The organism is Luteimicrobium subarcticum (genome assembly GCF_002798015.1).
In the GTDB taxonomy this organism is placed as follows: Bacteria; Actinomycetota; Actinomycetes; order Actinomycetales; family Cellulomonadaceae; genus Luteimicrobium; species Luteimicrobium subarcticum.
This window is the reverse complement of record NZ_PGTZ01000006.1, coordinates 298286-322715: the sequence shown is the minus strand read 5'-3', so window position 1 is coordinate 322715 and position 24430 is coordinate 298286. Positions and strand designations below refer to the sequence as shown.

Below are 24430 nucleotides of genomic sequence, written 5' to 3'. Positions count from 1 at the left end.
GGACCCGCACTAGCGTGACCAGCGGGCCACGCCACGAAGGAGGACGGTCAGTGCAGCTCGAGCTCCGCGGCATCACCAAGCGGTTCGGCGCGCTCGTCGCGAACGACCACATCGACCTGGTGGTCGAACCCGGCCAGATCCACGCGCTGCTCGGCGAGAACGGTGCGGGCAAGTCGACCCTCATGAACGTGCTGTTCGGGCTGTACCGGCCCGACGAGGGCGAGATCGTCGTCGACGACGAGCCCGTGCGCTTCACCAGCCCGGGCGACGCCCTCGCCGCCGGTATCGGCATGGTGCACCAGCACTTCATGCTGGTCCCCGTCTTCACCGTGGCCGAGAACGTCATGCTGGGCCACGAGCCCACGCGGCGCGGCGGTTCGCTCGACCTGGAGTCCGCGCGAACGCTGGTACGCGACGTCGCCCACCGGTTCGGGTTCGACCTCGACCCCGACGCCGTCGTCGAGGACCTCCCGGTCGGCGTCCAGCAGCGCGTCGAGATCGTCAAGGCGCTCGCCCGTGACGCCAAGGTCCTCATCCTCGACGAGCCCACCGCGGTCCTCACGCCGCAGGAGACCGACGAGCTGATCGAGATCATGCGCCAGCTCCGGGACGCCGGGACGTCGATCGTCTTCATCACGCACAAGCTGCGCGAGGTGCGGGCCGTGGCCGACGTCATCACCGTCGTGCGCCGTGGCCGCATCGTCGGGACGGCCGAACCGACGGCCGCCGAGAACGATCTCGCCGCCATGATGGTCGGGCGCGACGTCTCGCTCCAGGTCGACAAGGCGCCCCCGCAGGTCGGAGACGTCGCACTCGAGATCGACGACCTCACCGTCGTCGACGCGCTCGGCACCCGGGTGGTGGACGGCGTCGACCTGAGCGTCGCGCGCGGCGAGATCGTCGCCGTCGCGGGCGTGCAGGGCAACGGCCAGACCGAGCTCGTGGAGACCGTCCTGGGCGTGCGGTCCGCGGTCGCCGGGTCGGTCCGGCTCGACGGCACCGAGCTCCTCGGCCGCTCCGTGCGGGACGTCCTCGACGCCGGGGTGGGCTTCGTCCCGGAGGACCGCACCGAGGACGGGCTGGTCGCCGACTTCACCGTGGCCGAGAACCTCGTGCTCGACCTGGTGCACGACACCCGGTTCCGGCACGGGCTCGCCCTCGACCTCGCCGCGATCGGCGCCAACGCCCGCGAGCGGATCGCCGAGTACGACATCCGGACGCAGGGGCCCGGCCAGGCGGCCGGCAAGCTCTCCGGCGGCAACCAGCAGAAGGTCGTCGTCGCCCGCGAGCTGTCACGCCCGCTGCGCCTGTTCATCGCCAGCCAGCCCACGCGCGGCGTGGACGTCGGCTCGATCGAGTTCCTGCACCGCCGGATCGTCGCCGAGCGCGACCAGGGGACGGCGGTGCTGATCGTCTCGACCGAGCTCGAGGAGGTCGCCGCGCTCGCCGACCGGGTCGCCGTGATGTACCGGGGCAAGGTCGTCGGCATCGTGCCGGGCGACACCCCGCGCGACGTGCTCGGGCTCATGATGGCGGGCGTCCCGCTCGACGAGGCGCAGCGTCAGGCCGAAGATCACCCCACCGTGGAGACCCTCATCGAGGAAGGAGACCAGCCGTGAGCGACGAGCTCGTCGGAGACGTCGCGGCCGCACCGCCGCCCACCCCGCCACGGGACGAGCCGAGCAGCGAGGAGCAAGCCTCCTCGTGGCTCCGTCGCGTCGCCACCGGTGGGTTCGGCGTCACCGTGCTGTCGTTCGTCCTCGCCTTCGTCATCGGCGCGGTCCTCATCGCGGCCGTGGACGAGGACGTCGACGACGCCGCCTCGTACTTCTTCAGCCGGCCCGGGGACCTGTTCAGCGCCGCCTGGGACGCGATCTGGAGCGCGTACTCGGCCCTCTTCCGGGGCTCCGTGATCAACTTCGAGGCCTACACCGTCGCCGACGCGCTCAAGCCGCTCGCGGGGACGATGGCCCAGGCCAGCCCGCTGATCGTGGCAGCGCTCGCGGTCGCGGTGGCGTTCCGCGCCGGCCTGTTCAACATCGGTGCGCAGGGCCAGGTGACGGTCGGCGCGACGGTCGCCGCGTACATCGGGTTCACCTACCACCTGCCCGCCGTGGTGCACCTGCCGCTCGCGCTCGCCGGAGGCATCGCGGCGGGCGCCGTCTGGGGTGGGATCGCGGGCCTCCTCAAGGCCCGGACCGGTGCACACGAGGTCATCGTGACGATCATGCTCAACTACGTCGCGACGTACCTGCTCGCGTGGCTGCTCACGACCACCGCGTTCCAGGTGCCCGGCTCGAACGAGCCCAAGAGCCCCGCGGTCGACGACTCGGCGCAGCTCCCGCCGCTGTTCGGCGACCGGTACGACGTCACGTGGGGGTTCGTCGTCGCGCTGCTGGGCGCCGTCGTCGTCTGGTGGCTCATGTCGCGCTCACGGCTCGGGTTCCAGCTGCGTGCGGTCGGCTCCAACCCGAGGGCCTCACGGACGGCGGGCATCAGCGTGCCCCGGATGACGACCTACGTGATGCTCATCTCGGGCGCCCTCGCCGGTCTCGCCGGGGCGGTGCAGCTCCTCGGCACCTCCAAGGCGCTCACCGACGGCGTCGCCGGGTCCATCGGCTTCGACGCCATCACCGTCGCCCTGCTGGGGCGGTCCAGGCCGCTCGGCATCGTGTTCGCCGGTCTCCTGTACGGCGGCCTGACCCGCGGGGGGCAGTTCATGGAGGTCGCGACCGGGACGCCGATCGACATCGTCCTCGTGCTGCAGGCCCTGGTCGTCCTGTTCATCGCCGCCCCAGGTCTCGTCCGCGGCGTGTTCCGTCTGCCGGAGCCCCGGCTCGTCGAGAAGAGTGCCGCATGACCGCCCTGGCCCCCGCGCAGAAGCCCGCCGAGCCGCTGGCCGCGAACGGGTCGCCGGTGGCGCGCCGCGCGCCGCTGCGCATCCCGGTGCTCCTCGGCATCCTCGCCGTCGTCGCACTCGGGGTGTTCGGCTTCGGCGCGAAGAGCGGCGAGACGTCCACGTTCGCGATCTCCCTGCGCTCCGACGCCGTGCAGTTCGACCCGTGGGTGGTGTCGGTCCGGCCGACCACGATCGCGCTCGGGGTCGTCCTGGTCGCGCTCGCCGCCTGGTCGATCTGGCTCGCCCTGCGGGGACGGACCAGCCCGTGGTGGCTCCTCGCGCTCTACGGGCTGCTGTGGGCGTCGTCGTTCCTCGTCTGGATCGTCGCGGGCTCATCGACGTCCCTGGTGGACCTGTTGCAGGGCTCGCTCCTGCTCGCCGTGCCCCTCGCGTTCGGAGCGTTCGGCGGCCTGCTGTGCGAGCGCGCCGGCGTCGTGAACATCGCGATCGAGGGCCAGCTGCTCGTGGGCGCCTTCGCTGCGGCCGTCGTGGCGTCCGTCACCGGGAACGTGTACGCGGGCCTCGTCGCCGCACCCGTGGCCGGGTACCTCCTCGGGCTCCTGCTGGCCCTGTTCACCGTGAAGTACGCGGTCAACCAGATCATCGTGGGCGTGGTGCTCAACGTGCTCGCCGTCGGCCTCACGAGCTTCCTGTTCAACGCGGTGCTCAAGCCGAACTCGTCCACGTTGAACAGCCCGCCGCGACTCGACCCCATCGCCATCCCGCTCGTGTCGAAGATCCCGCTCGTGGGGCCCGTGTTCTTCCGGCAGAACCTGCTCGTCTACCTGCTGTACGGGGCCGTCTTCCTGCTGACCTGGCTGCTGTTCCGCACCCGCTGGGGCCTGCGGGTGCGCGCGGTGGGCGAGCACCCGTCCGCTGCCGACACCGTCGGCATCGACGTCAACCGGACCCGGTGGCGCAACGTCGTCGCCGGCTCCTCGACCGCAGGCCTCGGCGGCGCGTTCTTCACCATCGGGTACGTCGGGGCGTTCGGTCCGGAGATGTCGGGCGGCCGCGGCTACATCGCGCTCGCCGCGATGATCCTGGGCCGGTGGACGCCCGTCGGGTCGCTGGGCGCCGCGCTCCTGTTCGGGTTCGCGTCCAAGCTGGCCTCGGTGCTGTCCGTGCTGGACACGCCCCTGCCCAGCCAGTTCCTGCTGATGCTCCCGTACGTCCTGACGATCTTCGCGGTCGCCGGGTTCGTGGGACGCGTGCGCGGACCGGCCGCTGCAGGCGTCCCGTACGTCAAGGGCTGAGCCGGTGGACGGTCAGCAGGACGGGCGGCAGGAGCCCGCGACCGACGTCGACTGGGACGCGTTGCGCCGCGCCGCCGCCGACGTCATGACGCGCGCGTACGCGCCCTACTCCGGGTTCCCCGTGGGTGCCGCCGCGCTCGTCGACGACGGCCGTGTCGTCGTCGGGTGCAACGTCGAGAACGCCGCCTACGGCGTGACCCTGTGCGCCGAGTGCTCGCTCGTGTCGGCGCTCGTCGTCGGCGGGGGAGGGCGCCTCGTCGCGTTCACGTGCGTCGACGCGCGGGGCGAGGTGCTCATGCCGTGCGGGCGGTGCCGCCAGCTCCTGTTCGAGCACGGCGGTCCGGACCTGCTCGTGGAGACCGTGCGCGGCGTCCGGCGGATGGACGAGGTGCTGCCGGACGCGTTCGGCCCGGCCGCGCTCGACGTGGTGCGCTCGCACCGGGAAGGAGAATGATGACCGAGCCGTTCGACGCCGTCGACGTCATCCGGGCCAAGCGTGACGGGGAGCGCCTGTCCCAGGGGCAGATCGACTGGGTCGTCGACGCGTACACGCGCGGGGTCGTCGCGGACGAGCAGATGTCCGCGCTCGCCATGGCGATCCTGCTCAACGGGATGGACCGCCCCGAGATCGCCCGCTGGACCGCCGCGATGATCGCGTCCGGAGAGCGCATGGACTTCGCAGGCCTGTCGCGCCCCACCGCCGACAAGCACTCGACCGGCGGGGTGGGGGACAAGATCACCCTGCCGCTCGCGCCGCTGGTCGCGGCCTTCGGCGTCGCCGTCCCGCAGCTCTCCGGGCGCGGTCTCGGCCACACCGGCGGCACGCTCGACAAGCTCGAGTCGATCCCCGGCTGGCGTGCCGCGCTGGGCAACGACGAGATGCACCGCCAGCTCGAGGACGTCGGCGCGGTGATCTGCCAGGCGGGCTCCGGTCTCGCTCCCGCCGACCGCAAGCTCTACGCGCTGCGCGACACCACCGGGACGGTCGAGGCGATCCCGCTCATCGCCAGCTCGATCATGAGCAAGAAGATCGCCGAGGGGACGGGTGCGCTCGTCCTCGACGTCAAGGTCGGCTCGGGCGCGTTCATGAAGGACGGCGCGTCGGCGCGTGAGCTCGCGCAGACCATGGTCGAGCTCGGGACGGACGCGGGCGTGCGGACCGTCGCGCTGCTCACCGACATGTCGACCCCGCTCGGCCTCACCGCCGGCAACGCGCTCGAGGTCCGCGAGTCCGTCGAGGTGCTCTCCGGGGGAGGGCCGCGGGACGTCGTCGACCTCACCGTGGCGCTCGCCGTCGAGATGCTCGCGGGCGCCGGACGACCCCACGGAGAGGACGACGTGCGCGCCGCCCTCGCCGACGGCCGCGCGATGGACGTGTGGCGCGCGATGATCCGTGCCCAGGACGGCGACCCCGACGCGCCCTTGCCGACCGCGCGGGAGACGCACACGATCACCGCGCCCGAGTCGGGCGTCCTCACGCACCTCGACGCCCTCGCCGTCGGCGTCGCGGCGTGGCGGCTCGGCGCCGGTCGCGCCCGCAAGGAGGACGACGTCCAGGCCGCTGCTGGCGTCGAGATGCACGCCAAGCCGGGTGACGTCGTCGTGCACGGGCAGCCGCTGCTCACCCTGCACACCGACACCCCGGAGCGGTTCGGCCGGGCGGTCGAGGCTCTCGAGGGCGCGACCCGCGTCGTGGACGCCGGTCTGCACGCCGAGCGCGGGCCCGTCGTGCTCGACCGGATCGGCGACTGAGCATGTCCTCGCGCACCGACGACGCCGGTGGCTCCGGGGCGCCCGACGACGACGCCCCCGTGCCGGACCGTCGTCCCCGGTCCGTGTACAGCGTGGGTGCGGACCCGGACGCCCGCTTCTCGCTGGCGAACGAGCGCACCGCGCTCGCGTGGGTCCGCACGGGCCTCGGGCTCGTCGGCGGAGGCATCGCCCTGACGTCGTTCGCGACGTTCGCCGACCTCTCGCGGCTGCTCGACGTGGTCGCGGCGGCGGCGTGCCTCGCCGGCGCGCTGCTCGCGCTGTACGCGCTCGTGGCGTGGCGGCGCAACGAGCGCGCGATCCGGGTCGGCGAGCCGCTGCCCGCGCCGAGCGCGCTGCCTGTCGTCGTCGCGGCCGTCGTGCTGTTCGGCATCCTGCTCGCGGCCTACGCCGTCTGGTCGGGCGTCACGCGATGAGGGCCGGGACGCGGATGAGGGTCGGGCTGCGATGAGGGTCGTGCCCCGCCAGGAGTGGAGCGACCCGGGCCTGCAGCCCGAGCGCACCCAGCTGGCGTGGCAGCGGACGGCCATCGGCGTCGTCATCGGCTGCGCCGTGCTGGCGCTCACGGTCGTCCGTGAGGGGCACCCCTACCTCGGCGCGCTCGCCGGGGTGCTCGGCGGGTTCACGGCCTGGTGGGCGCTGGTGGTCGCGTCGCGGCGCCGGATCAGCGTCCAGCACCCGCCGTGGGTGCCGCTGCTCGTCGCGTCGGGTGTCGTCGCCGTGCTCGGGCTGCTGGGCGTCGTCGCCGCCGTGGAGCGCCTTGCCGGCTGACGAGCTGGCCGCCCCTCAGTGGTGTCGACGTACGGAGACATCACCGCGGTGTCTACATACGGAGACATTGCAGCGAAGTCCACGTACGCCGACAAAGTGACCGAACGAATCCTCAACGCGCGCTCGTTGCCATTACTTGGCCAAGCGATCCGTGGGCTGCGCACCGCGCGCGGTCTCACGCAGGCACAGCTCGCGGCGCGTGCCGGTGTCTCACGGCAGTGGGTCGTCGCCGTCGAGCGTGGCGAGACTCGCGGGCTCGAGGTCGGGCTCGTGATGCGGGTCCTCGACGAGATCGGTGCGTCGCTCGTCGTGCGGGACGACGTCGGCGACGCGGGTGACCGCTGATGGCCGCGCCGGCCCTCGCCGTCGTCCTGGAGGGTCGTGTCGTCGGCCTCCTCGAGCGCACCCGCGCCGGCGCGCCGCGCTTCAGCTACGACCGGTCCGTGCCCGCGACGAGCACGCCTCTCTCGCTCTCGCTCCCGGTCGTCGAGCGCTCGTTCTCCGGCCGACGCGTCGCGCGGTTCGTCGAAGCCCTGCTCCCGGAGTCCGACGCCGCCCGCGCGGCGATCGGTCGGCGTCATCCGGGCGTCGATCCTCGCGACCCGCTGAGCCTTCTCGCGGCGATCGGCACGGACTGCCCCGGGGCCGTGCAGTTCTGCCCCACGGACGCCGTCGACCGTGCGCTGGAACGACCGGGCTCGCTCACGCCGGTGACGGCGAGGGAGATCGAGGCCCACCTGGGGGAGCTGCGTCTCGACGACCGGGCGTCATGGGCGATGACCGGCGACCACTGGTCGCTCGGCGGCACGCAGGCGAAGTTCGCGCGGAGCGGGCGATCGTCGTCCGGCGGTTCGACCGTCGTCTGGACGACGGACGTCTCGAGCGACTCCATCAGGAGGACCTCTGCCAGGCCCTCGGGGTCGAGGAGAAGTACGAGGCGTTCGGCGGCCCCGGTGTCTCGGCCGTGATCCGGCTGCTGCGCGACACGGCGCGGACAGGTCTCGACGCGCGGGCCAGCGTGTCGCGCTTCCTCGACGGCGTCGTCTTCAGCACCGTCATCGCCGCACCGGACGCCCACGCGCGAAACGACGCCGTGCTGCTCCAGCAGGACCGCGTCCACCTCGCTCCGCTCTTCGACGTGGCGACCTCCTTGGCGCACGCGCGGGAGGACCGCGTGCTGTCGATGTCCGTCGGAGGCGAGCACGCCGTCGACCGCGTCGGCGCGGCCCAGTGGACCTCGCTGGCCGACTCCGCCGGTCTCGACCCGGTCGACCTACTGGGTCGTGTCGAGGTAGCGGCGGCCGTCCTCCCCGCGGTCTCCGCGGCGCTGGACGAGGTGGACGACGGGGACGGGTCGGTGCGCGCGGTGCGGGAACGACTGCTCCCGGCGCTGCGTCAGCGGGTGCGTCGCGTGGAGGAGCTGCTCGCCGCGCCCCGCTGAGCGGCTGCGGCAAGGACGGCCTGGAGCACGCGGACCAGCACGTCGCCGTCGATGAGCTCGAGCCCGCGCGCCTCCTCGACGGTCACGAAGCGCAGCTCGTCGTGCTCCCGGGGGCACGCGTTGCGCACCGTGCCGTGCCACCGCTCGGCGACCAGCACGTCCATGCTGTAGTCCGGGCCGTCCACCCGGGCGACCGGTCGGGCGTCCGTGGGGTCCACCACGACGTCGAGCTCCTCACGCAGCTCGCGCACCGCGGTCTCGAGGACGGTCTCGCCCGGCTCGACGTGGCCCCCCGGCAACCCCCAGAGGCACGGGAACCACGTCTTGGCGGCGGTGCGGCGGCCGAGCAGCACCCGCCCGCCGTCGACCAGCGCGACCGCGGCCGTCCGGCGGAACGGCTGGCCCTCACCGTCCGGGGTGCCGCCGTGCGTCGCGGTGAGGACGGTCACCAGCGGGCCCTCGTCCGGGGTCGGCGTCTCGAAGCCGTCGAGGTACCGGGCGGCGAGGTCGGGCGGGACGACGACGTCGTGCGGCGAGGTGCCGCGGCGGTCGCCGAGCCGCGCGAGCACGACGTCCCTCGGCGTCGCGAGCAGGTGGACGACGAGCTCGACGCCGAGCGGTGCGAGCGCGGCCCGGTACGCGTCCCGCGAGGCGCGGGACCAGAAGGACGTGTCGACGACGACGTCCTCGCCGCGTCCCACGCTCTCGGCGAGCCGGCGCTGCAGCCCGGCGTGGACCTCGGCCGCGACGTCCGGCGGGAGCGGGTGCTCGCGGTGGCCCGCCGCCCAGGCCGTCTCGTCGAACGACAGGCGGACGAACCCCTCACGCTCGAGACGTCGCGCGTAGGTCGACTTGCCCGCACCGGCCGGTCCGCACGTCAGCACCACCTGCGTCATGGCATGACCCTAGCCGTGGTCGTCCGACGCTCGGCGACAGAGGAGGTCGCCGTGGACGGGTGCGAGGGGACGGTCGGCGGGCCACGATGGACAGGTCCTCGGGCGCGTCCGCTCCCGCGGCCGACGACCACCGACCGACCACCCGACACCTGCACGGAGGCCACCCATGAGCACCCTTCCCGGCGACGACTCCCTGCGCGACGCGGGCCTCGAGCCCGTCGGCACGGACGCGGTCGTGCACGCCGCGCAGGAGCCGTCCCCCGACGCGGACGTCCTCGACGAGGCCGACTACCAGCCGTCGCCCGGCCTGCCCGACCCGGACCGCGAGGCCGACGACGCGGACGTCGTCGAGCAGGCCGACGAGGTGCGCCTGGAGGACCCGGACGAGCTGTGACGCCCGCCACCCGGAGGAGTGGACCAGAGGGTCGCCGGGTACCGTGGTGCCATGCCGTCCGACGCGTCACCGACGACCTCCGCCATTGCTGACTCCACCTCCAGCGCGTACGTCGCGCAGCTCCCGAAGGTCGTCCTGCACGACCACCTCGACGGCGGGCTGCGGCCCGCGACGATCGTCGAGATCGCGGCCGAGATCGGGCACGAGCTGCCCGCGACCGACCCGGACGCCCTCGGCGCCTGGTTCGTCGAGGCCGCCACCTCGGGCTCGCTGCCGCTGTACCTGGAGACGTTCGACCACACGATCGCGGTCATGCAGACCGCAGAGCACCTGCGCCGCGTCGCCCGCGAGTCGGTGCTCGACCTCGCAGCCGACGGCGTCGTGTACGCCGAGCAGCGCTGGGCGCCCGAGCAGCACCTCCAGCAGGGCCTGACCCTCCAGCAGGCCGTCGACGCCGTGCGCGAGGGGCTCGCCGAGGGCGCCGCGCAGGTCGCCGAGCAGGGCGGCGTCATCTGGGTGGGCCAGCTCGTGACCGCGATGCGGCACGCCGACCGGTGGGCCGAGATCGCCGAGCTGGCGCTCGCGAACCGTGTCGACGGTCCGCTCGCGGACAACCCGGGCGCGGTCGTCGGCTTCGACATCGCGGGCGCCGAGCTCGGGTTCCCGCCCTCGCGGTTCCCCGAGACCTGGTCCACCCTCGCGGAGGCGAGCTTCCCGACGACGATCCACGCCGGCGAGGCCGACGGGCTCGCCTCGATCTCGGAGGCTGTCCACCTCGGGCGCGCGTCCCGCATCGGGCACGGCGTGCGCATCGTCGACGACATCGACTTCGCGGACGACGGCGCGCACGACCCCGTGACGCTCGAGCCCGTCGCGCGGCTCGGCCGGCTCGCGCACTGGGTGCGCGACCACCAGGTGCCGCTCGAGCTGTGCCCGTCGTCCAACGTGCAGACCGGGGGAGCGGCGTCGATCGCCGAGCACCCCATCACGCGTCTGCTCGAGCTCGAGTTCGCGGTCACGGTCAACACCGACAACCGCCTCCAGTCGGGCACGTCCATGACGCGCGAGATGACGCTGCTCGCCGACGAGGCCGGCTGGCAGATCGAGGACTTCGCGGAGGTCACGATGAACGCGGCCTGGAACGCTTTCGTGCACCACGACGAGCGGCGCCGGCTCGTCGACGAGATCATCGCTCCGCGCTACGCGGAGATCGAAGGAGCGCAGCTGTGAGCACCACCGACACCGCCGCGGGCTCGCACGGGCTCGACCGCGCGGGCCTCGCCCAGTTCGTCGACCACACCCTCCTCAAGCCCGAAGCGACGCGCGAGCAGGTCGACGCGCTCGTCGCCGAGGGTGCTCGGCTCGGGGTGTTCTCCGTCTGTGTCTCGCCGTCGTTCCTCCCGCTCGAAGCGCACGGCCTCGCCGTCGCGACCGTCTGCGGGTTCCCCTCCGGCAAGCACCACAGCCAGGTCAAGGCCGCGGAGGCCGCGCTGTCCGTGGCTCAGGGCGCCGACGAGGTCGACATGGTCATCGACGTGGGCGCCGCGAAGGCGGGAGCGTGGGAGGTCGTCGAGCTCGACATCGCCGCGGTGCGGGCGTCCGTGCCGTCCGACAAGGTCCTCAAGGTCATCATCGAGTCGGCCGCGCTGACCGACCACGAGATCGTCGAGGCGTGCCGCGCCGCCGAGCAGGCGGGCGCCGACTTCGTGAAGACGTCGACCGGGTTCCACCCGGCCGGCGGTGCGTCCACCCGGGCCGTCTCGATCATGTCGGAGACCGTCGGCGGACGCCTCGGCGTCAAGGCGTCGGGCGGCATCCGCACGCTCGCGGACGCGCTCGCCATGATCGACCACGGCGCCACGCGACTCGGCCTGTCCGGCACCGCCGCGGTGCTCGACGGCTTCGACGCCCTGTGAGCGCCCCGACGACCGGTGGCGGTCCGGGCGGTCCCGGCGGACGGGGTGGTCGCGGCGGACCGCCGCAGCACGCGACCGTCACCCGGACGGAACGGCTCACGGACCACCTGGTCCGCGTGTGGGTCGGGGGCCCGGACGTCGTGGCGCTCGACCCCGGCCCGTACAGCGACCGGTACGTGAAGCTCGTGTTCCCCGACCCTGACGCGGTCCTCGGGCCCGACGGCGAGGCCCCGCGCCCGCTCCTGCGCACCTACACGATCGCCGTGTTCGACGCGTCGACCGGCGAGATGGCGCTCGACTTCGTCGTCCACGACGACGGCCCGGACGCCGGGGTCGCCGCGCCCTGGGCCGTGGCCGCCCAGCCGGGCGACACCGTCGCCTTCCGCGGTCCCGGCGGCGGGTACGCGCCGTCCGCGGGCGCGTCGTGGCACCTGCTGATCGGCGACGACTCGGCGCTCCCCGCACTCGCGGCGGCCGTCGCCGTCCTGCCGCCGGGCGCCCGCGCGCACGTCCTCTGCGAGGTGGCCGGGCCGCGCGACGAGATCGACCTCCACGTGCCCGACGGCACCGACGTCACCGTGCACTGGGTGCACCGCGGGCACGGTCCCGTGGGAAGCGCGCTCGCCGGCTGGCTCGCCGACGCGACCCTGCCGGGCGACGCCCCTGACGTGTTCCTCCACGGCGAGGCGACGATGGTCCGGGCGCTGCGTCGACACCTGCGCGAGGAGCGCGGCTACGCGCGCGAGGCGCTCGTCTCCGTGTCCGGCTACTGGCGTGCCGGACGCACCGACGAGGGCTGGCGCGCCGAGAAGCGGGAGTGGAACGAGGCCGTCGAGGCGGACGACGCCCGGGTGGCCTGAGCACGACGACGCCCGTCTCCCGTGGGAGGCGGGCGTTCGTCCGTCAGAGCGGTGGGCTGTGCTGTCAGTCCTCGAGGGAGACGTCGACCCCGCCGGAGAAGACCGAGTCGTGCAGCGTGATGGTCGACAGGTCCGTACCCTTCGGGACGTCGTAGACGACGACACCCTTCACGGAGTTGCCGGGGTTGATGTCCTCGTAGAACGAGTTGGCGTCGTCGAGGTAGATGTCGGCGGTGGAGTCGGCGTCGAACGTCCGTCCCTTCGAGTCGGTGAGCTCCTGGGCGGTGTCGTCGAGGGTCTGCGCCTCGTCGCCGATGTTCTCGACCTTCATGTGCACGAGGACGAACTCGCCCTGGGCCTTCTCGTTGAGGTACTTGGTCCCGACCTTCTTGACGCCGGTCTCGACCTTCGTCACGGTGAACTCGAACTTGCCGTCACGCACCTTGTCGCCGACCCCTGGCGTCTCTGTCGACGCCGCGGCGTGGTGCCCGGACGTCGACGCACCGTCGGCGTCGGCAGCGCTGCCACCCGCCGATGCGATGCTGATTCCGCCGACGAGGACGACGGCGGCGGCGCCGGTCGTCGTCATGATCTTGTGACGACGGAACCAGGACGGCTTCTTGGAGGCTCCAGAGCCTGCGGCATACGGTGCAGTGGTCGGTGCGCTCGTCCCGGCGACAGGGGCTGCCGGTGCCGGGGCGCCGGCCGGGGGGAGAGGCGTGGTGTGCTCGGTCCACGAGCTCCCGTCGAACCAGCGGAGCCGGGTGGGGTCGGTCGTGTCGGTGTACCAGCCTGCCTGTGCGTGCGTCATCGTCGTTCCTTCGCGGAGGGGAAATGTGGAGCTGCCGCCGCCCTCGACGCGGTGTGGTGCGGAGCGATGCTCGACGCCGTCCTGCGGAGGTCCTTGGCTCCCTCAAAGATAACGAACGGACAACGGTTCGCACCATGGTGATTTGTCGGTCAGGTCGACCGTGACGGATAGGTCCGACCGTGAGTTCGGTCACCGACGCCGGGACGCCACGCTGCGTCGGCACCACGCCCGGTGACGTAGACGCCCACGGTGACGAGGACGAGCAGACGAAGGCGAGCGCCGCTGCTCACCCCGCGATGCCGAGCACCTCGCGGACGTCCGCGGCGACGTGGTCGAGACGCTTGCGCGCGGTGGCACGTCGGTCGCCGACCTGGTCGTCGGACGCCTGCGGGCTCACCGGGACGACGACCTCGAGGTACGCCTTGACCTTGGGCTCGGTGCCGCTGGGTCGGACGATGACGCGCGAGTCGTCGGCGGTGAGGAACCCGATGCCGTCGGTCGGCGGGAGGCCGTTCCAACCCTCCGACAGGTCGAACGACCCCACGACGGCGGCGCCGCCGAGCCGGGCCGGGGGAGAGGTCCGCAGGCGCTCCATGGTGTGACCGATCTCCGACAGGTCGGTGTAGCGGGCGGACACCTGGTCCGTGAGGAACAGGCCGTGCGCACGGGCGACGTCGTCGAGCGCGTCGACGAGCGTGCGGCCGGCGTTCTTGAGCCGCTGCGCGAGCTCGACGACGGCGAGCGCGGCGCTGATGCCGTCCTTGTCGCGCACATTCGCGGGGGCGACGCAGTAGCCGAGCGCCTCCTCGTACCCGAACGCGAGCCCCTCCACGCGTGAGATCCACTTGAAGCCCGTGAGGGTCGTGACGTGCCGCAGCCCGTGCGCGGACGCGATGCGGCCCAGCACGCGGGACGACACGACGGAGCTGGCGAACGTCGCGGGCTGCGCACCGTCGACGGCCTGCGCCGACACGCGCCCGGCGGCGTCCGCACCGAGCAGCGCCCCGACCTCGTCGCCGTGCAGCATGCGCCAGCCCTGGCTGGTCGCGGTCTCCTTGTCGCGGTACGTGCCGTACCGGTGGTCCCACACGGCGACCGCGCACCGGTCGGCGTCGGGGTCGTTCGCGATGACGACGTCGGCGTCCCAGTCCTGCGCGACGCCGAGGGCGAGCTCGATGGCGCCGGGCTCCTCCGGGTTGGGGAACGCGACCGTCGGGAAGTCGGGGTCGGGCGCCGCCTGCTCGTCGACGACCGCGACCGTGCGGAAGCCCGCCCGGTCGAGGACGTCCGCCAGCACCGCGCCGCCGACGCCGTGCATGGCCGTCGTCACGACGCGCAGGTCCCGCGTCGGCGCGCCGTCCGAGCGTGCCACGACCGCAGACACGTACGCCTCGAGCACGTCGTCGCCGAGGACGCGCCACCCCGACGTCGCGACGTCCACGCCCGCGATGGACCCCACGGCGTCGATCCGGGACGCGATGTCCGCGTCGAAGGGCGGCACGATCTGCGCACCCTGGCCGCCGTCGGTCACGACCCGCCCTCCCAGGTACACCTTGTACCCGTTGTCGGCGGCGGGGTTGTGGCTCGCGGTGACCATGACGCCCGCGTCCGCGTCGAGGTGCCGGACGGCGAACGCGAGCACGGGCGTCGGCAGGGCCGACGGCAGGAGCAGCGCCTCGACCCCCGCGGCCGTCATGACGCCGACCGTGTCGAGCGCGAAGTGACGTGACCGGTGCCGCGCGTCGTACCCCACGACGATCCGCGGGGTCGCGTCCGGCAGCACGTCGCGCAGGTACGCGGCCAGGCCGGCGGCGGCCCGGATCACGACCGCCCGGTTCATGCGGTTCGGACCGGCCGCCATCGCACCGCGCAGCCCGGCGGTGCCGAACTGCAGGTGCCCCGCGAACCGGTCCTGCAGCTCGGCGAGCGCCGCGTCGGACGTGATCGCCGCGACCCCGGCCGCCGGTACCTGCCTGTCGCCGTCCGGCGCCGCGGACGCCACCGTCAGCAGCGCGGTGAGCTCGTCGCGCGACGCCTCGTCGGGGTCGTCCGCGATCCAGGCACGCACCGCGTCCGCGAGCTCGGGCGACGGCCCTTCCGGCGGTCGTGTCGTCGCCGACGGCGTCTCGAAGCGCGGGTCGTCGGCCTCGGTGGCGGCGGGCTGCGTCATCTCTGCTCCTCGGGTCCGGTCCAGCGGCGTCGTCGCGGCCGTCTCGTCGTGGGTCGTCCTGTGCTGTCGTCGTCCTGTGACGATCGTCCCGTGGCGGGCGCCCGCCCGCAGGCCGGGCGCCACAGGCCGGGCTCGGTCACAGCAGCGGGACGACCGCCGCCAGCAGCGCGGAGATGCGCGGCCCGGCCGCCCGTCCCGCCTCGATGACCTCCTGGTGCGACAGTGGCTCCGGGCTGATCCCGGCGGCGAGGTTCGTCACGAGCGACAGCCCCAGCACCTCCATGCCTGCCTGCCGGGCGGCGATCGCCTCGAGCGTCGTCGACATGCCGACGAGGTCCGCGCCCATGCGACCCGCCATCCGCACCTCGGCGGGCGTCTCGTAGTGCGGGCCGCGGAACTGCGCGTACACGCCCTCGGCCAGCGCCGGCTCCACCGTCCGCGCGACGTCCCGCAGCCGCTGGGAGTAGAGGTCCGTGAGGTCGACGAACGTCGCCCCCTCGAGCGGGCTCGTCGCGGTGAGGTTGATGTGGTCGCTGATGAGGACGGGTGTGCCGGCCCGCCAGTCGAGGTTCAGGCCCCCGCACCCGTTCGTCAGGACGGTCACGCGCGCGCCCGTCGCGGCCGCCGTCCGCACCCCGTGCACGACGCGGCGCACGCCCTTGCCCTCGTACAGGTGCGTGCGCGAGCCGAGGACGAGCGCGTGCCGCGGGGCGGTGCCGTCCCCGGACGCGTCGGCGATGCGGATCGACCGCGTCGTCGCGACGTGGCCCGCGACCGCCGGCGCGTGGAAACCCGGGATCTCGTGGCTCGGGATCTCGGCCACCGTCTCTCCGAGCAGGTCCGCCGCACCACCCCAACCGGAGCCGAGCACCAGGGCGACGTCGTGCCGCTCGACACCCGACCGCTCGGCGATGAAGCGGGCGGCGTCCGCCGCGACGTCGAACGGGTCGGTGGCGGGGTCGTCGAGGAGGTCAGCGGGGGCGGAGGGGTGGCTCATGCTCCGAGGCTAGCCCGCGGTCAGGGACAATGTGGAGCGTGAGCAACCCCTCCCCGAACGGTCCCGCGTCGCACCCCGACCTGCAGGCCACCCGCATCGTCGTCCTCGGTGGCGGACCCGGCGGCTACGAGGCCGCACTCGTCGCCCGTCGCCTCGGCGCCGACGTCACCGTCGTCGAGCAGGAGGGCCTCGGCGGTGCCGCCGTCCTCACCGACGTCGTGCCGTCCAAGACCCTCATCGCGGCCGCCGAGTGGATGTCGTCCACCGAGCGCGCCCCCGCCCTCGGGATCCGCCTCGGCGGCACCCCGGGCTCGGACGCCCCCGCCGCGAGCGTCGACCTCGCCGCCGTGAACCAGCGCGTGCTGGCGCTCGCGGCCGCGCAGTCCGCCGACATCCGGGCGCGCCTCGAGCGCGAGGGTGTGCGCGTCGTCCTCGGTGCCGGCCGGCTCGACGGGCCGCGGCGCGTGGTCGTCCCGGCCGGGCCCGGCGCCGGGGAGCGCGAGCAGACCTTCGACGCCGACGCCGTGCTCGTCGCCGTCGGTGCGACGCCGCGCGAGCTGCCGACCGCCGTGCCCGACGGGGAGCGGATCCTCACCTGGAAGCAGCTCTACAACCTGCAGACGCTCCCGGAGAAGCTCGTCGTCGTGGGCTCGGGCGTGACCGGGGCCGAGTTCGCGGGCGCGTACCGGGCGCTGGGCGCCGAGGTCACGCTCGTGTCGAGCCGTGACCGGGTGCTCCCGGGCGAGGACGCCGACGCGGCCGAGCTGCTCGAGAACGTCTTCACCGCGCGCGGCATGGAGGTGCTGTCACGCTCGCGCGCCGAGGCCGCGGAGCGGACCGCCGACGGCGTGCGCGTCACGCTCGCCGACGGGCGCGTCGTCGAGGGGTCGCACGTGCTCGTGGCCGTCGGCGCGGTCCCGGCCACCGCGGGCATCGGGCTCGAGGAGGCGGGCGTCGCGCTCACGCCGTCCGGGCACGTCGTCGTCGACAAGGTGTCCCGGACGAGCGCCCGCGGCGTGTACGCGGCAGGCGACTGCACCGGTGTGCTGCCGCTGGCGTCCGTGGCCGCGATGCAGGGCCGGATCGCCGTGCACCACGTGCTGGGCGACGCGGTGCACCCCCTGAACCTGCAGACGGTCGCCGCGAACATCTTCACGGCGCCCGAGATCGCGACCGTCGGGAAGTCCGAGGCCGCGCTCCGGGCGTCCGGCTCGAAGTACGTCACCGCGACCCTCCCGCTCGCCCGCAACCCGCGCGCCAAGATGCTCGGGATGCGCGACGGCTTCGTGAAGCTGTTCGCGCACCCCGAGGCGCACGTCGTGCTCGGCGGCGTGATCGTGTCGCCTCGGGCGAGCGAGCTGATCTTCCCCGTGACGCTGGCCGTGGCGCACCGGCTCACCGTCGACGACGTGGCCGAGGCGTTCACGGTGTACCCGTCGCTGTCCGGGTCGATCGCCGAGGTCGCGCGGATGCTGCACCAGCCGCTCGACTGACCGACCGACCGCGCGCCCGCACCGCGGTCGGTCGTCCGCCGTCAGGACGCGGCGGTGAAGCGGGCGCGGCGGTGCGCGGGACGCTCGAGCTCGTCCACCACCACGGCGCCCAGGTCCGCGCCGGACAGGGCCGCCGGGCCGCCGTCCGTCCCCGGGAGCAGCACGTCGCCACCGAGCCGGTAGGAGCCCGTGGCCTCGCCAGGAGCCCACGCGCCGTAGACGGGCGAGGGGCTCACCATGAACCAGTCGAGGTCGTCCGGGGTGGCCCGCAGGTCGTCGAGCACGGCACCGACCGTCAGCGCCTCCGGCTTCGCCTCTTCGGGGGCGAACGCTTCGGTGTCGACGAACCGGGGGCCGTCCTCGGCGACGAGCAGCGACCCGGCGCCGCCCACGATGCCGAACCGTACGCCGACCCGGCGCGCGTCCTCGGCGAGCGCCGTCACGGCCTCGCGCATCCGGTCCGCCATGTCGCCGCGCGGCGAGAGGGCGACGACGACGGCGTCCGCCCCGTCGAGCGACCGGGCGCGGTCCGCCGCGTCGAGCACGGTCCCCACCTCGTATGCGACGCCGCCGGTGGCGTGCGCCGGGGCGTCGGACGGCGCGTCCGACGGCGCGGTCCGCGCGAACGCCGTCACCTCGTGGCCCCGCTCCGCCGCGACCCGTGCCACGTGCCCGCCCGAGTACCCCGTCCCGCCCCACACGCTGATCTTCACCGTCGCTCCTCTCGCGGGCCGGCACGTGCCGCACCCCACCTGGGCCAACGCGTGCGGGCCGCGGACATTCCGGCGGGCGGTCGGGTCTCGGCGGCGGAGGTGGGCCATGATGGGGCGTCCGCCCCCGACCGAAGGAGAACCGCGTGCACGTCGACCTGTCGTTCGAGGAAGCCCGTGCGCTCGCCCTGCGCGGCGAGCCGCTGCCCCCCGTCGTCCCGTCCCTCACGTGCGAGGACGACACCGTGTACGTGACGGTCGACCTGCGCGCGATCCCGAACCCGCCCGGCGCGCTGCGGTTCGCCGCGGTCCTCACGCCGCAGGTCCACGTCGCGGCCCGCTACGAGTCGTTCGACGACGGTGTCCTCGGCCTGCGCGTCACCGCGACGGCGGCCGGCCTGCCGATCCAGAAGCTCCTCGGGTTCGTCGACGGTCCGCTGCGGTCGTTCCTGCGGTCGCAGGGTCTGCCTGAGGACGCCGTGACGATCGTCACCGGGTCGGGAGACCCGCTCGCGAAGGTGCAGGTGCAGGAGGTCGCCGACCGGTACGTCGCTGGTGCGACGGTCACCGGCATCGACCTCGGCGCGGGCCGGATCTCGCTCGACCTCGCCGTCGCTCCGACGTTCCGCGTCCTGGACTGAGCCGTCCGGCGGCCGGGCGCCGGGCGGGGTTCACGCGACCGGCGCCCGGGTGACGTCGTCCGTTCATCGCGGTCCTGTGTGCTGCGTGGCGTCACCCACGCCGCGAAGGGACCCGTCATGCCTGTCCGTCCTCTGCTCGCCGGGACCGCGCTCCTGGTGAGCGCTGTCCTCGTCGTCCCGCTCGCCGCGTCGGCGCAGGCCGGCGCCCCGGCGCTGCCGCCCGTGAGCCTCGCCGACGCGTTCACGACGAAGACGCCCTACGCGCCGCAGCAGGACCCGCGCAGGTACTCGAAGGCCCCGGCGGGCTACCGCCCCGTGCTGACCCAGATCGTCACGCGGCACGGGTCGCGCGCCTTGTCCGACTCCGACGACGGCGACGCGCTCCTCGCACTGTGGGACGAGGCGTCCGCGGCGGGGGGCCTCACCGCGCGCGGCCAGGGCCTTGCCGCGCAGGTCCGGGGCGTCCTCGACGACAGCGCCACGATCGGGTACGGGCAGCTGTCGTCGCGCGGCGCCGACGAGCTCGCCGGCATCGCGCGCCGCACCGCCCAGCGGCTGCCGAGCCTCTTCTCGTCGGCGGTGGGCGGTGCCGCCGGCACGACGAGCGCGGCGCCGCGGATCGACGTGTCGACGTCGAGCCAGCGGCGCACGCAGGACAGCGCCGCGGCGTACGTCGCCGGGCTCGAGCAGACCGTGCCGGGGATCGCGCCGCTCGTCGGCGCGTCGCGCGTCGACAACGCGCACCTGTACTTCCACAAGACCGACGTGGCGTACAACGCGTACCTGGACGGCGACGCCCGGCTCGCGGACGCCGTCGCCGCGCCGGTCGACACGGGCGTGACGCACGCCGTCGCCGGGGCGGCTCTGGAGCGGTCGTTCACGCGGGCGTTCGTGGACCGGCTCGCCGCCGGCGACGTGTCCGCGTTCGACGACGAGGTCGCCGCCGCGCAGGCGCTCTACGCGGTCGACCAGGCGGCGCACGACCTGCCCGCCGGTTCGGGCTGGGACCTCGACCCGTACCTCACCCGCCCGCAGGCGGCCTGGTTCGGCTACCTCGACGACGTGACGTCGTTCTACGAGAGCGGTCCCGGGTTCCGGGGCGACGACGTCACGTACGGCATGGCGGACGTGCTGCTCGACGACATGTTCGCGACCCTCGAGGCGAAGCGGGACGGCACCTCCGACCTCGTCGAGCAGGCGCGGTTCACGCACGCGGAGGAGATCATGCCGCTCGCCGCGCTCCTCGGACTGCCCGGCAGCACGGTCCAGCAGGCCGTCGGTCGCGAGATGACGTACCTGGACAACCCGTTCCGCGGCGCCCGCGTCGCGCCCATGGCTGCGAACGTCCAGTGGGACCTCTACGCGCACGGCAGCTCATACCTCGTGCGGATGTTCTACGACGAGAAGGAGACGCCGTTCAAGGCGTCGTGCCGGCCGGTCGCGCCTGGCAGCACGTTCTACGACCTCGACGAGCTCGAGCGCTGCTACGGCTGGTCGTCGGCGCGCGGGCACGCTGACTGAGCGAGGTCGAGCAGCGCAGGCAGGGCACGCGCGAACGCCGGGAGCAGGGGGAGCGTCGCGGCGGTCTCCTCGCCTGCGGGCACCCCGAGCTCTGGCAGGGTGGCCCACCGGACCTCGAGGCTCTCGGGGTCGGTGGCGCGGGGCTCGACGGGCGCGCCTGGCGCGACGTCCGCGACGACGGTCGTGTACGCCCAGGGGCCGTGGTCGAGGACGTGCGTCGCAAGGACGCGGACGGCGCCCGGCGGGATGCCGGCCTCCTCCTCGGCCTCGCGCAGCGCGCCGTCGACAGCGGACTCGCCAGGGGCGAGCGCGCCGCCCGGCACGCCCCACGTGCCGCCCTGGTCGGACCAGACGGCGCGGTGCTGGAGCGCGACGTGGGTCACCGCGCCGGTGTCGTCCCGGCGGACCAGGAACAGGCCGGCGGCGCCGTGCAGCCCCCAGTGCCGGTGGTCGCCGCACACGACCCAGCCGTCGCCGGGGTGCCGGTGCAGCCCGGTCGGCGGTCGCGTGCGGCGTGACGTCGACGCGCTGGCGGCGACCGCCGCGGCCCACGCGTCACGCACGGTGGAGAGTGCCTGCTCCGCGGTCACGCGGAGCCGCGTCTGGTGGCCGAGCGCACCGCGCCACGTCGCCTCGTCGGGTCCGCGGTCGAAGACCCACGGCGAGGGCGGGCGACCGAACGGCCCGTGCACGACGAACTCGTCGACGGCCCGGGCGTCCACGGCCCCTCGTTCGGTGAGCGCCCACAGGTCGAAGAGGTCGCGGGGCGCGTGCCGGTCGATCCACGCGGTGAGCTTCGCGGCGGCCGCCGCGCGCGGTGTCGGGACGCGCAGGTGCGCGACGGGCGCGTCGGAGTATCGCTGCTCGATCGCCACCGTCTCGGTGGACCACGCGTAGCCCGGGTCGTCGATGAGCTGGACCTGGACGGCGAGGCCGTCAGGTGTCCGCAGGACGGCCGGCTGGCTTCCGGACGTCGCCGTCAACGCGGGTGTCCACTCGGGGTGGCCGTGGCTCCGGGCGAGCGCGGCGCGTATCCCGCGCTCGAGCCGTGCCGCGACGTCGGAACGCGACGTGAGCGCGACGAGGTCGACGTCTTCGCTGAGCCGCTGGTCCGTCAGCACCGTGCGCGAGAGCGCGGTGCCTCCGACGAAGACGACGTCTTCGGGGGCGGACGCCGCGATCCCGGCCAGCACGAACGACACGAGGCGGTCCCTGCGGACCTGCTGGATCCCGACGCCGAACCGGCGGGCGACGTCCCGCAGCTCTGCCTCGACGTCGCTCACGACGCAGCCCCGCGGACCCTGGCGAGGGTCGCTCGCATGCGTTGTGCTGTCGCGATCTGCGCCAGCGTGTCGTCGTCGCAGAGCGGAAGGAGCGCCCGCACCGCCTCGCTCGTGTCGCCGTGTCCCGCCGGGTCGGCGCGCGCCAGGTCCAGGACGGTCTGCTCGGGCGTCGTGACGAGCGCCGGTCCGAGCTCGGTGGGCATCCGCACCGCGTCGAGGCGTGCGACGTCGCGCACGACGAAACGGACGGTGGCGTCCCGGTCGGCGAGGCGCAGCGGGCGTCTCGGCGTCGGGACGGCGACGGCGGCGACGTGGATCGCGCGGGGGATCGCGTGGTGCACCCGCGCGGCGCTCGTCCCGGTGAGGACGGGGACGCCGTCGCCGAAGTGGGCGGTCGCGACCCCCGCGGCCGCTGCCTCCAGGTCGGGGCGCCACGTGGCGGGGTCGGCTTCGGGCGGGACGGCGCAGTAGAGACCGTGGGCGAGCCGGTGGAGCACCCCACGCCGGACGAGTGCGGGGACCTCCTGCGCCGGGTGGGCGTACACCGCTGCGAGGTCGCGCGTCCGCACCGTCCGCAGGGGTGCGCGTGCGACGAGCGTGCGCACGTCGAGGCGTTCGTTCACCCTGCAGAGAATAGGCCCAGAGGCTACTTTCTGCAGAGTGAACGTGATCAGTCGACGATCTCGCAGATGACCGTGCCGGAGCTCACGGACGCGCCGATGCCCGCGGCGAGCGAGCGGACCGTGCCGGCGCGGTGCGCGACGAGCGGCTGCTCCATCTTCATGGCCTCGAGCACGACGACGAGGTCGCCCGCCTCGACGGTCGCGCCGTCCTCGACGGCGACCTTGACGATCGTGCCCTGCATGGGCGACGTGAGCGACGTGCCGCTCGCGGCCGGTCCGGCCTTCGCGCCGCCTCGACGCGTCGGGCGCCGCGCGGCGTTGGCGGTGCGGGCGCGCGAGCCCACCATGCCGAGCCCGGCGGGGATGACGACCTCGAGCCGCTTGCCACCGACCTCGACGACGACGCGCTCGGTGAGCGGCTCGTTCTCGGCGGACTCGACGTCGGTGGGTGCCTTGGCGGGGGCGAGCTGAGCGAGGCGGTCGGCGAACCCGGTCTCGATCCAGCGGGTGTGCACCGTGAACGGCTCGTCGCCGGACGGCACGAACTCCTCGGCCTCGAGCACGGCGCGGTGGAACGGCACGACGGTCGGGATGCCCTCGATCTCGAGCTCGGCGAGCGCGCGTCGCGCTCGCTCGACCGCCTGCTTGCGGTCCGCGCCCGTGACGACGAGCTTGGCGATCATCGAGTCGAACGCGCCGGAGACGGTGTCGCCCTCGACGATCCCGGAGTCGACGCGCACGCCCGGGCCGGACGGGAAGCGCAGCTTCGTGACCGTGCCGGGGGCGGGCAGGAAGTTCGCGGCCGGGTCCTCGCCGTTGAGGCGGAACTCGATCGAGTGACCGCGCGTGACCGTCTCGGTGTACCCGAGGGGTTCGCCCGCGGCGATGCGCAGCTGCTCGCGCACGAGGTCGATGCCCGTGACCTCCTCGGAGACCGGGTGCTCGACCTGGAGGCGCGTGTTCACCTCGAGGAACGACAGGGTGCCGTCGGCGCCGACGAGGAACTCGCACGTGCCCGCCCCGACGTACCCGGCTTCGGAGAGGATCGCCTTCGAGGCCCGGTCGAGCTCGGCCTCCTGCGCGGGCGTGAGGAACGGCGCGGGCGCCTCCTCGACGAGCTTCTGGTGGCGGCGCTGCAGCGAGCAGTCACGGGTCGAGACGACGACGACGGTGCCGTACGCGTCGGCGAGGCACTGGGTCTCGACGTGGCGCGGGCGGTCGAGGTACCGCTCGACGAAGCACTCGCCGCGCCCGAACGCCGCCACGGCCTCACGGACGGCAGAGTCGTACAGCTCTTCGATCTCCTCGGCCACGCGGGCGACCTTGAGGCCACGGCCACCGCCGCCGAACGCCGCCTTGATGGCGATGGGCAGCCCGTGCTCGGCAGCGAAGGCCTGGACCTCCGAGGCGTCCTGCACCGGGTCGGGCGTGCCGGGGACGAGCGGTGCGCCGGCGCGGGCGGCGATGTGGCGGGCGCTCACCTTGTCGCCGAGCGAGGAGATCGCGTCCGGCCCGGGGCCGATCCACACGAGACCCGCGTCGAGCACCGCGGCCGCGAACTCGGCGTTCTCCGACAGGAAGCCGTAGCCGGGGTGGACGGAGTCGGCACCCGCGCGGCGCGCGACGTCGAGCAGCTTCGCCTGGTCGAGGTACGTCTCCTGCGCACGGGCGCCGCCGAGCGCGAACGCCTCGTCGGCGAGCCGCACGTGCAGGGCCTCGCGGTCCTGGTCCGCGTACACGGCGACCGACGCGATGCCGGCGTCACGGCACGCACGCACGACGCGGACGGCGATCTCGCCACGGTTCGCGATCAGCACCTTCCGCAGCGGCCGGACGACGACGTCGGCGGTCCGGGCGGCGGCGGGAGCGTCGGACGGCGCGACGCTGGAGGGGGTCTGCTCGGTGGGCACGGCTTACCGTAACGCGCCGCCCTCGCCCGACCGGTCCTCCGTCCGGGTCGTCCCACCAAGATTGGGGG

At 74.0% G+C, this 24430-nt stretch carries 25 protein-coding genes; 17 read left to right on the top strand and 8 right to left on the bottom strand.

The window, feature by feature from the left end:
• Positions 1-50: 50 nt before the first annotated feature.
• The 10 genes from CLV34_RS02140 to CLV34_RS02095 all read left to right on the top strand — a co-directional run bounded on the left by CLV34_RS02140 (position 51) and on the right by CLV34_RS02095 (position 8137).
• A complete protein-coding gene (locus CLV34_RS02140) occupies positions 51-1619 on the top strand; it encodes an ABC transporter ATP-binding protein (RefSeq protein WP_100348599.1) in 1569 nt (522 codons plus the stop codon).
• Positions 1616-2860 carry an ABC transporter permease gene (locus CLV34_RS02135; protein WP_100348598.1) on the top strand — a complete coding sequence of 415 codons (1245 nt, stop codon included), beginning with the start codon at positions 1616-1618 and terminating at the stop codon, positions 2858-2860. Before CLV34_RS02140 ends, CLV34_RS02135 begins: the two co-directional genes overlap by 4 nt.
• On the top strand, positions 2857-4155 hold the full coding sequence (locus CLV34_RS02130; RefSeq protein WP_100348597.1) for an ABC transporter permease: 1299 nt from the start codon (positions 2857-2859) through the stop codon (positions 4153-4155). Before CLV34_RS02135 ends, CLV34_RS02130 begins: the two co-directional genes overlap by 4 nt.
• A 4-nt stretch (positions 4156-4159) precedes the next feature.
• Complete coding sequence (locus tag CLV34_RS02125; protein ID WP_281255161.1) at positions 4160-4609, top strand: cytidine deaminase; 450 nt, start codon at positions 4160-4162, stop codon at positions 4607-4609.
• On the top strand, positions 4609-5907 hold the full coding sequence (locus CLV34_RS02120) for a thymidine phosphorylase (protein ID WP_100348596.1): 1299 nt from the start codon (positions 4609-4611) through the stop codon (positions 5905-5907). Before CLV34_RS02125 ends, CLV34_RS02120 begins: the two co-directional genes overlap by 1 nt.
• Before the next feature lie 2 nt (positions 5908-5909).
• A complete protein-coding gene (locus CLV34_RS02115) occupies positions 5910-6341 on the top strand; it encodes a YidH family protein (protein WP_100348595.1) in 432 nt (143 codons plus the stop codon).
• Between the two features lie 31 nt (positions 6342-6372).
• Complete coding sequence (locus tag CLV34_RS02110) at positions 6373-6696, top strand: DUF202 domain-containing protein (RefSeq protein ID WP_100348594.1); 324 nt, start codon at positions 6373-6375, stop codon at positions 6694-6696.
• Positions 6697-6792: 96 nt separating this feature from the next.
• The gene (locus tag CLV34_RS02105) at positions 6793-7041 is read left to right on the top strand and encodes a helix-turn-helix domain-containing protein (protein WP_245858899.1); all 249 of its coding nucleotides are present in this window, start codon (positions 6793-6795) and stop codon (positions 7039-7041) included.
• Positions 7041-7664: a HipA N-terminal domain-containing protein gene (locus CLV34_RS02100; protein WP_100348593.1), complete on the top strand. Its 624-nt coding sequence runs from the start codon at positions 7041-7043 to the stop codon at positions 7662-7664. The genes CLV34_RS02105 and CLV34_RS02100 overlap by 1 nt, the downstream gene beginning before the upstream one ends.
• The gene (locus CLV34_RS02095) at positions 7559-8137 is read left to right on the top strand and encodes a HipA domain-containing protein (RefSeq protein ID WP_245858990.1); all 579 of its coding nucleotides are present in this window, start codon (positions 7559-7561) and stop codon (positions 8135-8137) included. The genes CLV34_RS02100 and CLV34_RS02095 overlap by 106 nt, the downstream gene beginning before the upstream one ends.
• On the opposite strand, the gene CLV34_RS16840 is transcribed toward CLV34_RS02095, so the two are convergent.
• Entirely contained in the window at positions 8092-9033 is a 942-nt protein-coding gene (locus CLV34_RS16840; RefSeq protein ID WP_157803659.1) for an NUDIX domain-containing protein, read from the bottom strand. The genes CLV34_RS02095 and CLV34_RS16840 overlap by 46 nt on opposite strands.
• Before the next feature lie 166 nt (positions 9034-9199).
• Here CLV34_RS16840 and CLV34_RS02085 point away from each other — a divergent pair, with 166 nt between their 5' ends.
• The 4 genes from CLV34_RS02085 to CLV34_RS02070 are packed head-to-tail and all read left to right on the top strand — an operon-like array spanning position 9200 to position 12203.
• Entirely contained in the window at positions 9200-9427 is a 228-nt protein-coding gene (locus tag CLV34_RS02085) for a hypothetical protein (RefSeq protein ID WP_100348591.1), read from the top strand.
• Positions 9428-9478: 51 nt separating this feature from the next.
• Positions 9479-10657 carry an adenosine deaminase gene (locus CLV34_RS02080; RefSeq protein ID WP_100349149.1) on the top strand — a complete coding sequence of 393 codons (1179 nt, stop codon included), beginning with the start codon at positions 9479-9481 and terminating at the stop codon, positions 10655-10657.
• Entirely contained in the window at positions 10654-11343 is a 690-nt protein-coding gene (gene deoC, locus CLV34_RS02075) for a deoxyribose-phosphate aldolase (protein ID WP_100348590.1), read from the top strand. The genes CLV34_RS02080 and deoC overlap by 4 nt, the downstream gene beginning before the upstream one ends.
• On the top strand, positions 11340-12203 hold the full coding sequence (locus CLV34_RS02070) for a siderophore-interacting protein (protein ID WP_100348589.1): 864 nt from the start codon (positions 11340-11342) through the stop codon (positions 12201-12203). The genes deoC and CLV34_RS02070 overlap by 4 nt, the downstream gene beginning before the upstream one ends.
• Positions 12204-12267: 64 nt before the next feature.
• Here CLV34_RS02070 and CLV34_RS02065 read toward each other — a convergent pair whose 3' ends face one another.
• The 3 genes from CLV34_RS02065 to CLV34_RS02055 all read right to left on the bottom strand — a co-directional run bounded on the left by CLV34_RS02065 (position 12268) and on the right by CLV34_RS02055 (position 16181).
• Positions 12268-13014, bottom strand: a complete 747-nt coding sequence (locus tag CLV34_RS02065; RefSeq protein ID WP_100348588.1) for a DUF4352 domain-containing protein — start codon at positions 13012-13014, stop codon at positions 12268-12270.
• Between the two features lie 286 nt (positions 13015-13300).
• On the bottom strand, positions 13301-15184 hold the full coding sequence (locus tag CLV34_RS02060; protein WP_100348587.1) for a phospho-sugar mutase: 1884 nt from the start codon (positions 15182-15184) through the stop codon (positions 13301-13303).
• A gap of 136 nt (positions 15185-15320) precedes the next feature.
• Positions 15321-16181 (bottom strand): purine-nucleoside phosphorylase, encoded by an 861-nt coding sequence (locus CLV34_RS02055; RefSeq protein ID WP_100348586.1) that lies wholly within the window; start codon positions 16179-16181, stop codon positions 15321-15323.
• A 38-nt stretch (positions 16182-16219) separates the two neighbouring features.
• Between CLV34_RS02055 and CLV34_RS02050 the strand changes: the two genes are divergently transcribed.
• Positions 16220-17674, top strand: coding sequence for an NAD(P)H-quinone dehydrogenase (locus CLV34_RS02050; RefSeq protein ID WP_245858897.1), 1455 nt, complete (start codon positions 16220-16222; stop codon positions 17672-17674).
• A 41-nt stretch (positions 17675-17715) separates the two neighbouring features.
• On the opposite strand, the gene CLV34_RS02045 is transcribed toward CLV34_RS02050, so the two are convergent.
• The gene (locus CLV34_RS02045; protein ID WP_245858896.1) at positions 17716-18387 is read right to left on the bottom strand and encodes an NAD(P)-dependent oxidoreductase; all 672 of its coding nucleotides are present in this window, start codon (positions 18385-18387) and stop codon (positions 17716-17718) included.
• 143 nt (positions 18388-18530) lie between these two features.
• Between CLV34_RS02045 and CLV34_RS02040 the strand changes: the two genes are divergently transcribed.
• Positions 18531-19025: a hypothetical protein gene (locus tag CLV34_RS02040; RefSeq protein ID WP_100348583.1), complete on the top strand. Its 495-nt coding sequence runs from the start codon at positions 18531-18533 to the stop codon at positions 19023-19025.
• Positions 19026-19142: 117 nt separating this feature from the next.
• The gene (locus CLV34_RS02035) at positions 19143-20546 is read left to right on the top strand and encodes a histidine-type phosphatase (RefSeq protein ID WP_100349148.1); all 1404 of its coding nucleotides are present in this window, start codon (positions 19143-19145) and stop codon (positions 20544-20546) included.
• On the opposite strand, the gene CLV34_RS17255 is transcribed toward CLV34_RS02035, so the two are convergent.
• The 3 genes from CLV34_RS17255 to CLV34_RS02020 are packed head-to-tail and all read right to left on the bottom strand — an operon-like array spanning position 20510 to position 24278.
• A complete protein-coding gene (locus CLV34_RS17255) occupies positions 20510-21829 on the bottom strand; it encodes a nucleotidyl transferase AbiEii/AbiGii toxin family protein (RefSeq protein ID WP_211289324.1) in 1320 nt (439 codons plus the stop codon). The genes CLV34_RS02035 and CLV34_RS17255 overlap by 37 nt on opposite strands.
• The gene (locus CLV34_RS02025) at positions 21826-22452 is read right to left on the bottom strand and encodes a type IV toxin-antitoxin system AbiEi family antitoxin domain-containing protein (RefSeq protein ID WP_100348582.1); all 627 of its coding nucleotides are present in this window, start codon (positions 22450-22452) and stop codon (positions 21826-21828) included. Before CLV34_RS02025 ends, CLV34_RS17255 begins: the two co-directional genes overlap by 4 nt.
• A 47-nt stretch (positions 22453-22499) precedes the next feature.
• On the bottom strand, positions 22500-24278 hold the full coding sequence (locus CLV34_RS02020) for an acetyl/propionyl/methylcrotonyl-CoA carboxylase subunit alpha (RefSeq protein ID WP_100349147.1): 1779 nt from the start codon (positions 24276-24278) through the stop codon (positions 22500-22502).
• Positions 24279-24430 lie beyond the last annotated feature (152 nt).

Excerpts from the sequence above, each read along its gene's own strand:
- CLV34_RS02130 (WP_100348597.1), top strand. The coding sequence starts at position 2,857 with ATGACCGCCCTGGCCCCCGCGCAGAAGCCCGCCGAGCCGCTGGCCGCG.
- CLV34_RS02120 (WP_100348596.1), top strand. The coding sequence starts at position 4,609 with ATGACCGAGCCGTTCGACGCCGTCGACGTCATCCGGGCCAAGCGTGAC.
- CLV34_RS02115 (WP_100348595.1), top strand. The coding sequence starts at position 5,910 with ATGTCCTCGCGCACCGACGACGCCGGTGGCTCCGGGGCGCCCGACGAC.
- CLV34_RS02110 (WP_100348594.1), top strand. The coding sequence starts at position 6,373 with ATGAGGGTCGTGCCCCGCCAGGAGTGGAGCGACCCGGGCCTGCAGCCC.
- CLV34_RS02100 (WP_100348593.1), top strand. The coding sequence starts at position 7,041 with ATGGCCGCGCCGGCCCTCGCCGTCGTCCTGGAGGGTCGTGTCGTCGGC.
- CLV34_RS16840 (WP_157803659.1), bottom strand. The coding sequence starts at position 9,033 with ATGACGCAGGTGGTGCTGACGTGCGGACCGGCCGGTGCGGGCAAGTCG.
- CLV34_RS02085 (WP_100348591.1), top strand. The coding sequence starts at position 9,200 with ATGAGCACCCTTCCCGGCGACGACTCCCTGCGCGACGCGGGCCTCGAG.
- CLV34_RS02080 (WP_100349149.1), top strand. The coding sequence starts at position 9,479 with ATGCCGTCCGACGCGTCACCGACGACCTCCGCCATTGCTGACTCCACC.
- CLV34_RS02065 (WP_100348588.1), bottom strand. The coding sequence starts at position 13,014 with ATGACGCACGCACAGGCAGGCTGGTACACCGACACGACCGACCCCACC.
- CLV34_RS02060 (WP_100348587.1), bottom strand. The coding sequence starts at position 15,184 with ATGACGCAGCCCGCCGCCACCGAGGCCGACGACCCGCGCTTCGAGACG.
- CLV34_RS02055 (WP_100348586.1), bottom strand. The coding sequence starts at position 16,181 with ATGAGCCACCCCTCCGCCCCCGCTGACCTCCTCGACGACCCCGCCACC.
- CLV34_RS02035 (WP_100349148.1), top strand. The coding sequence starts at position 19,143 with ATGCCTGTCCGTCCTCTGCTCGCCGGGACCGCGCTCCTGGTGAGCGCT.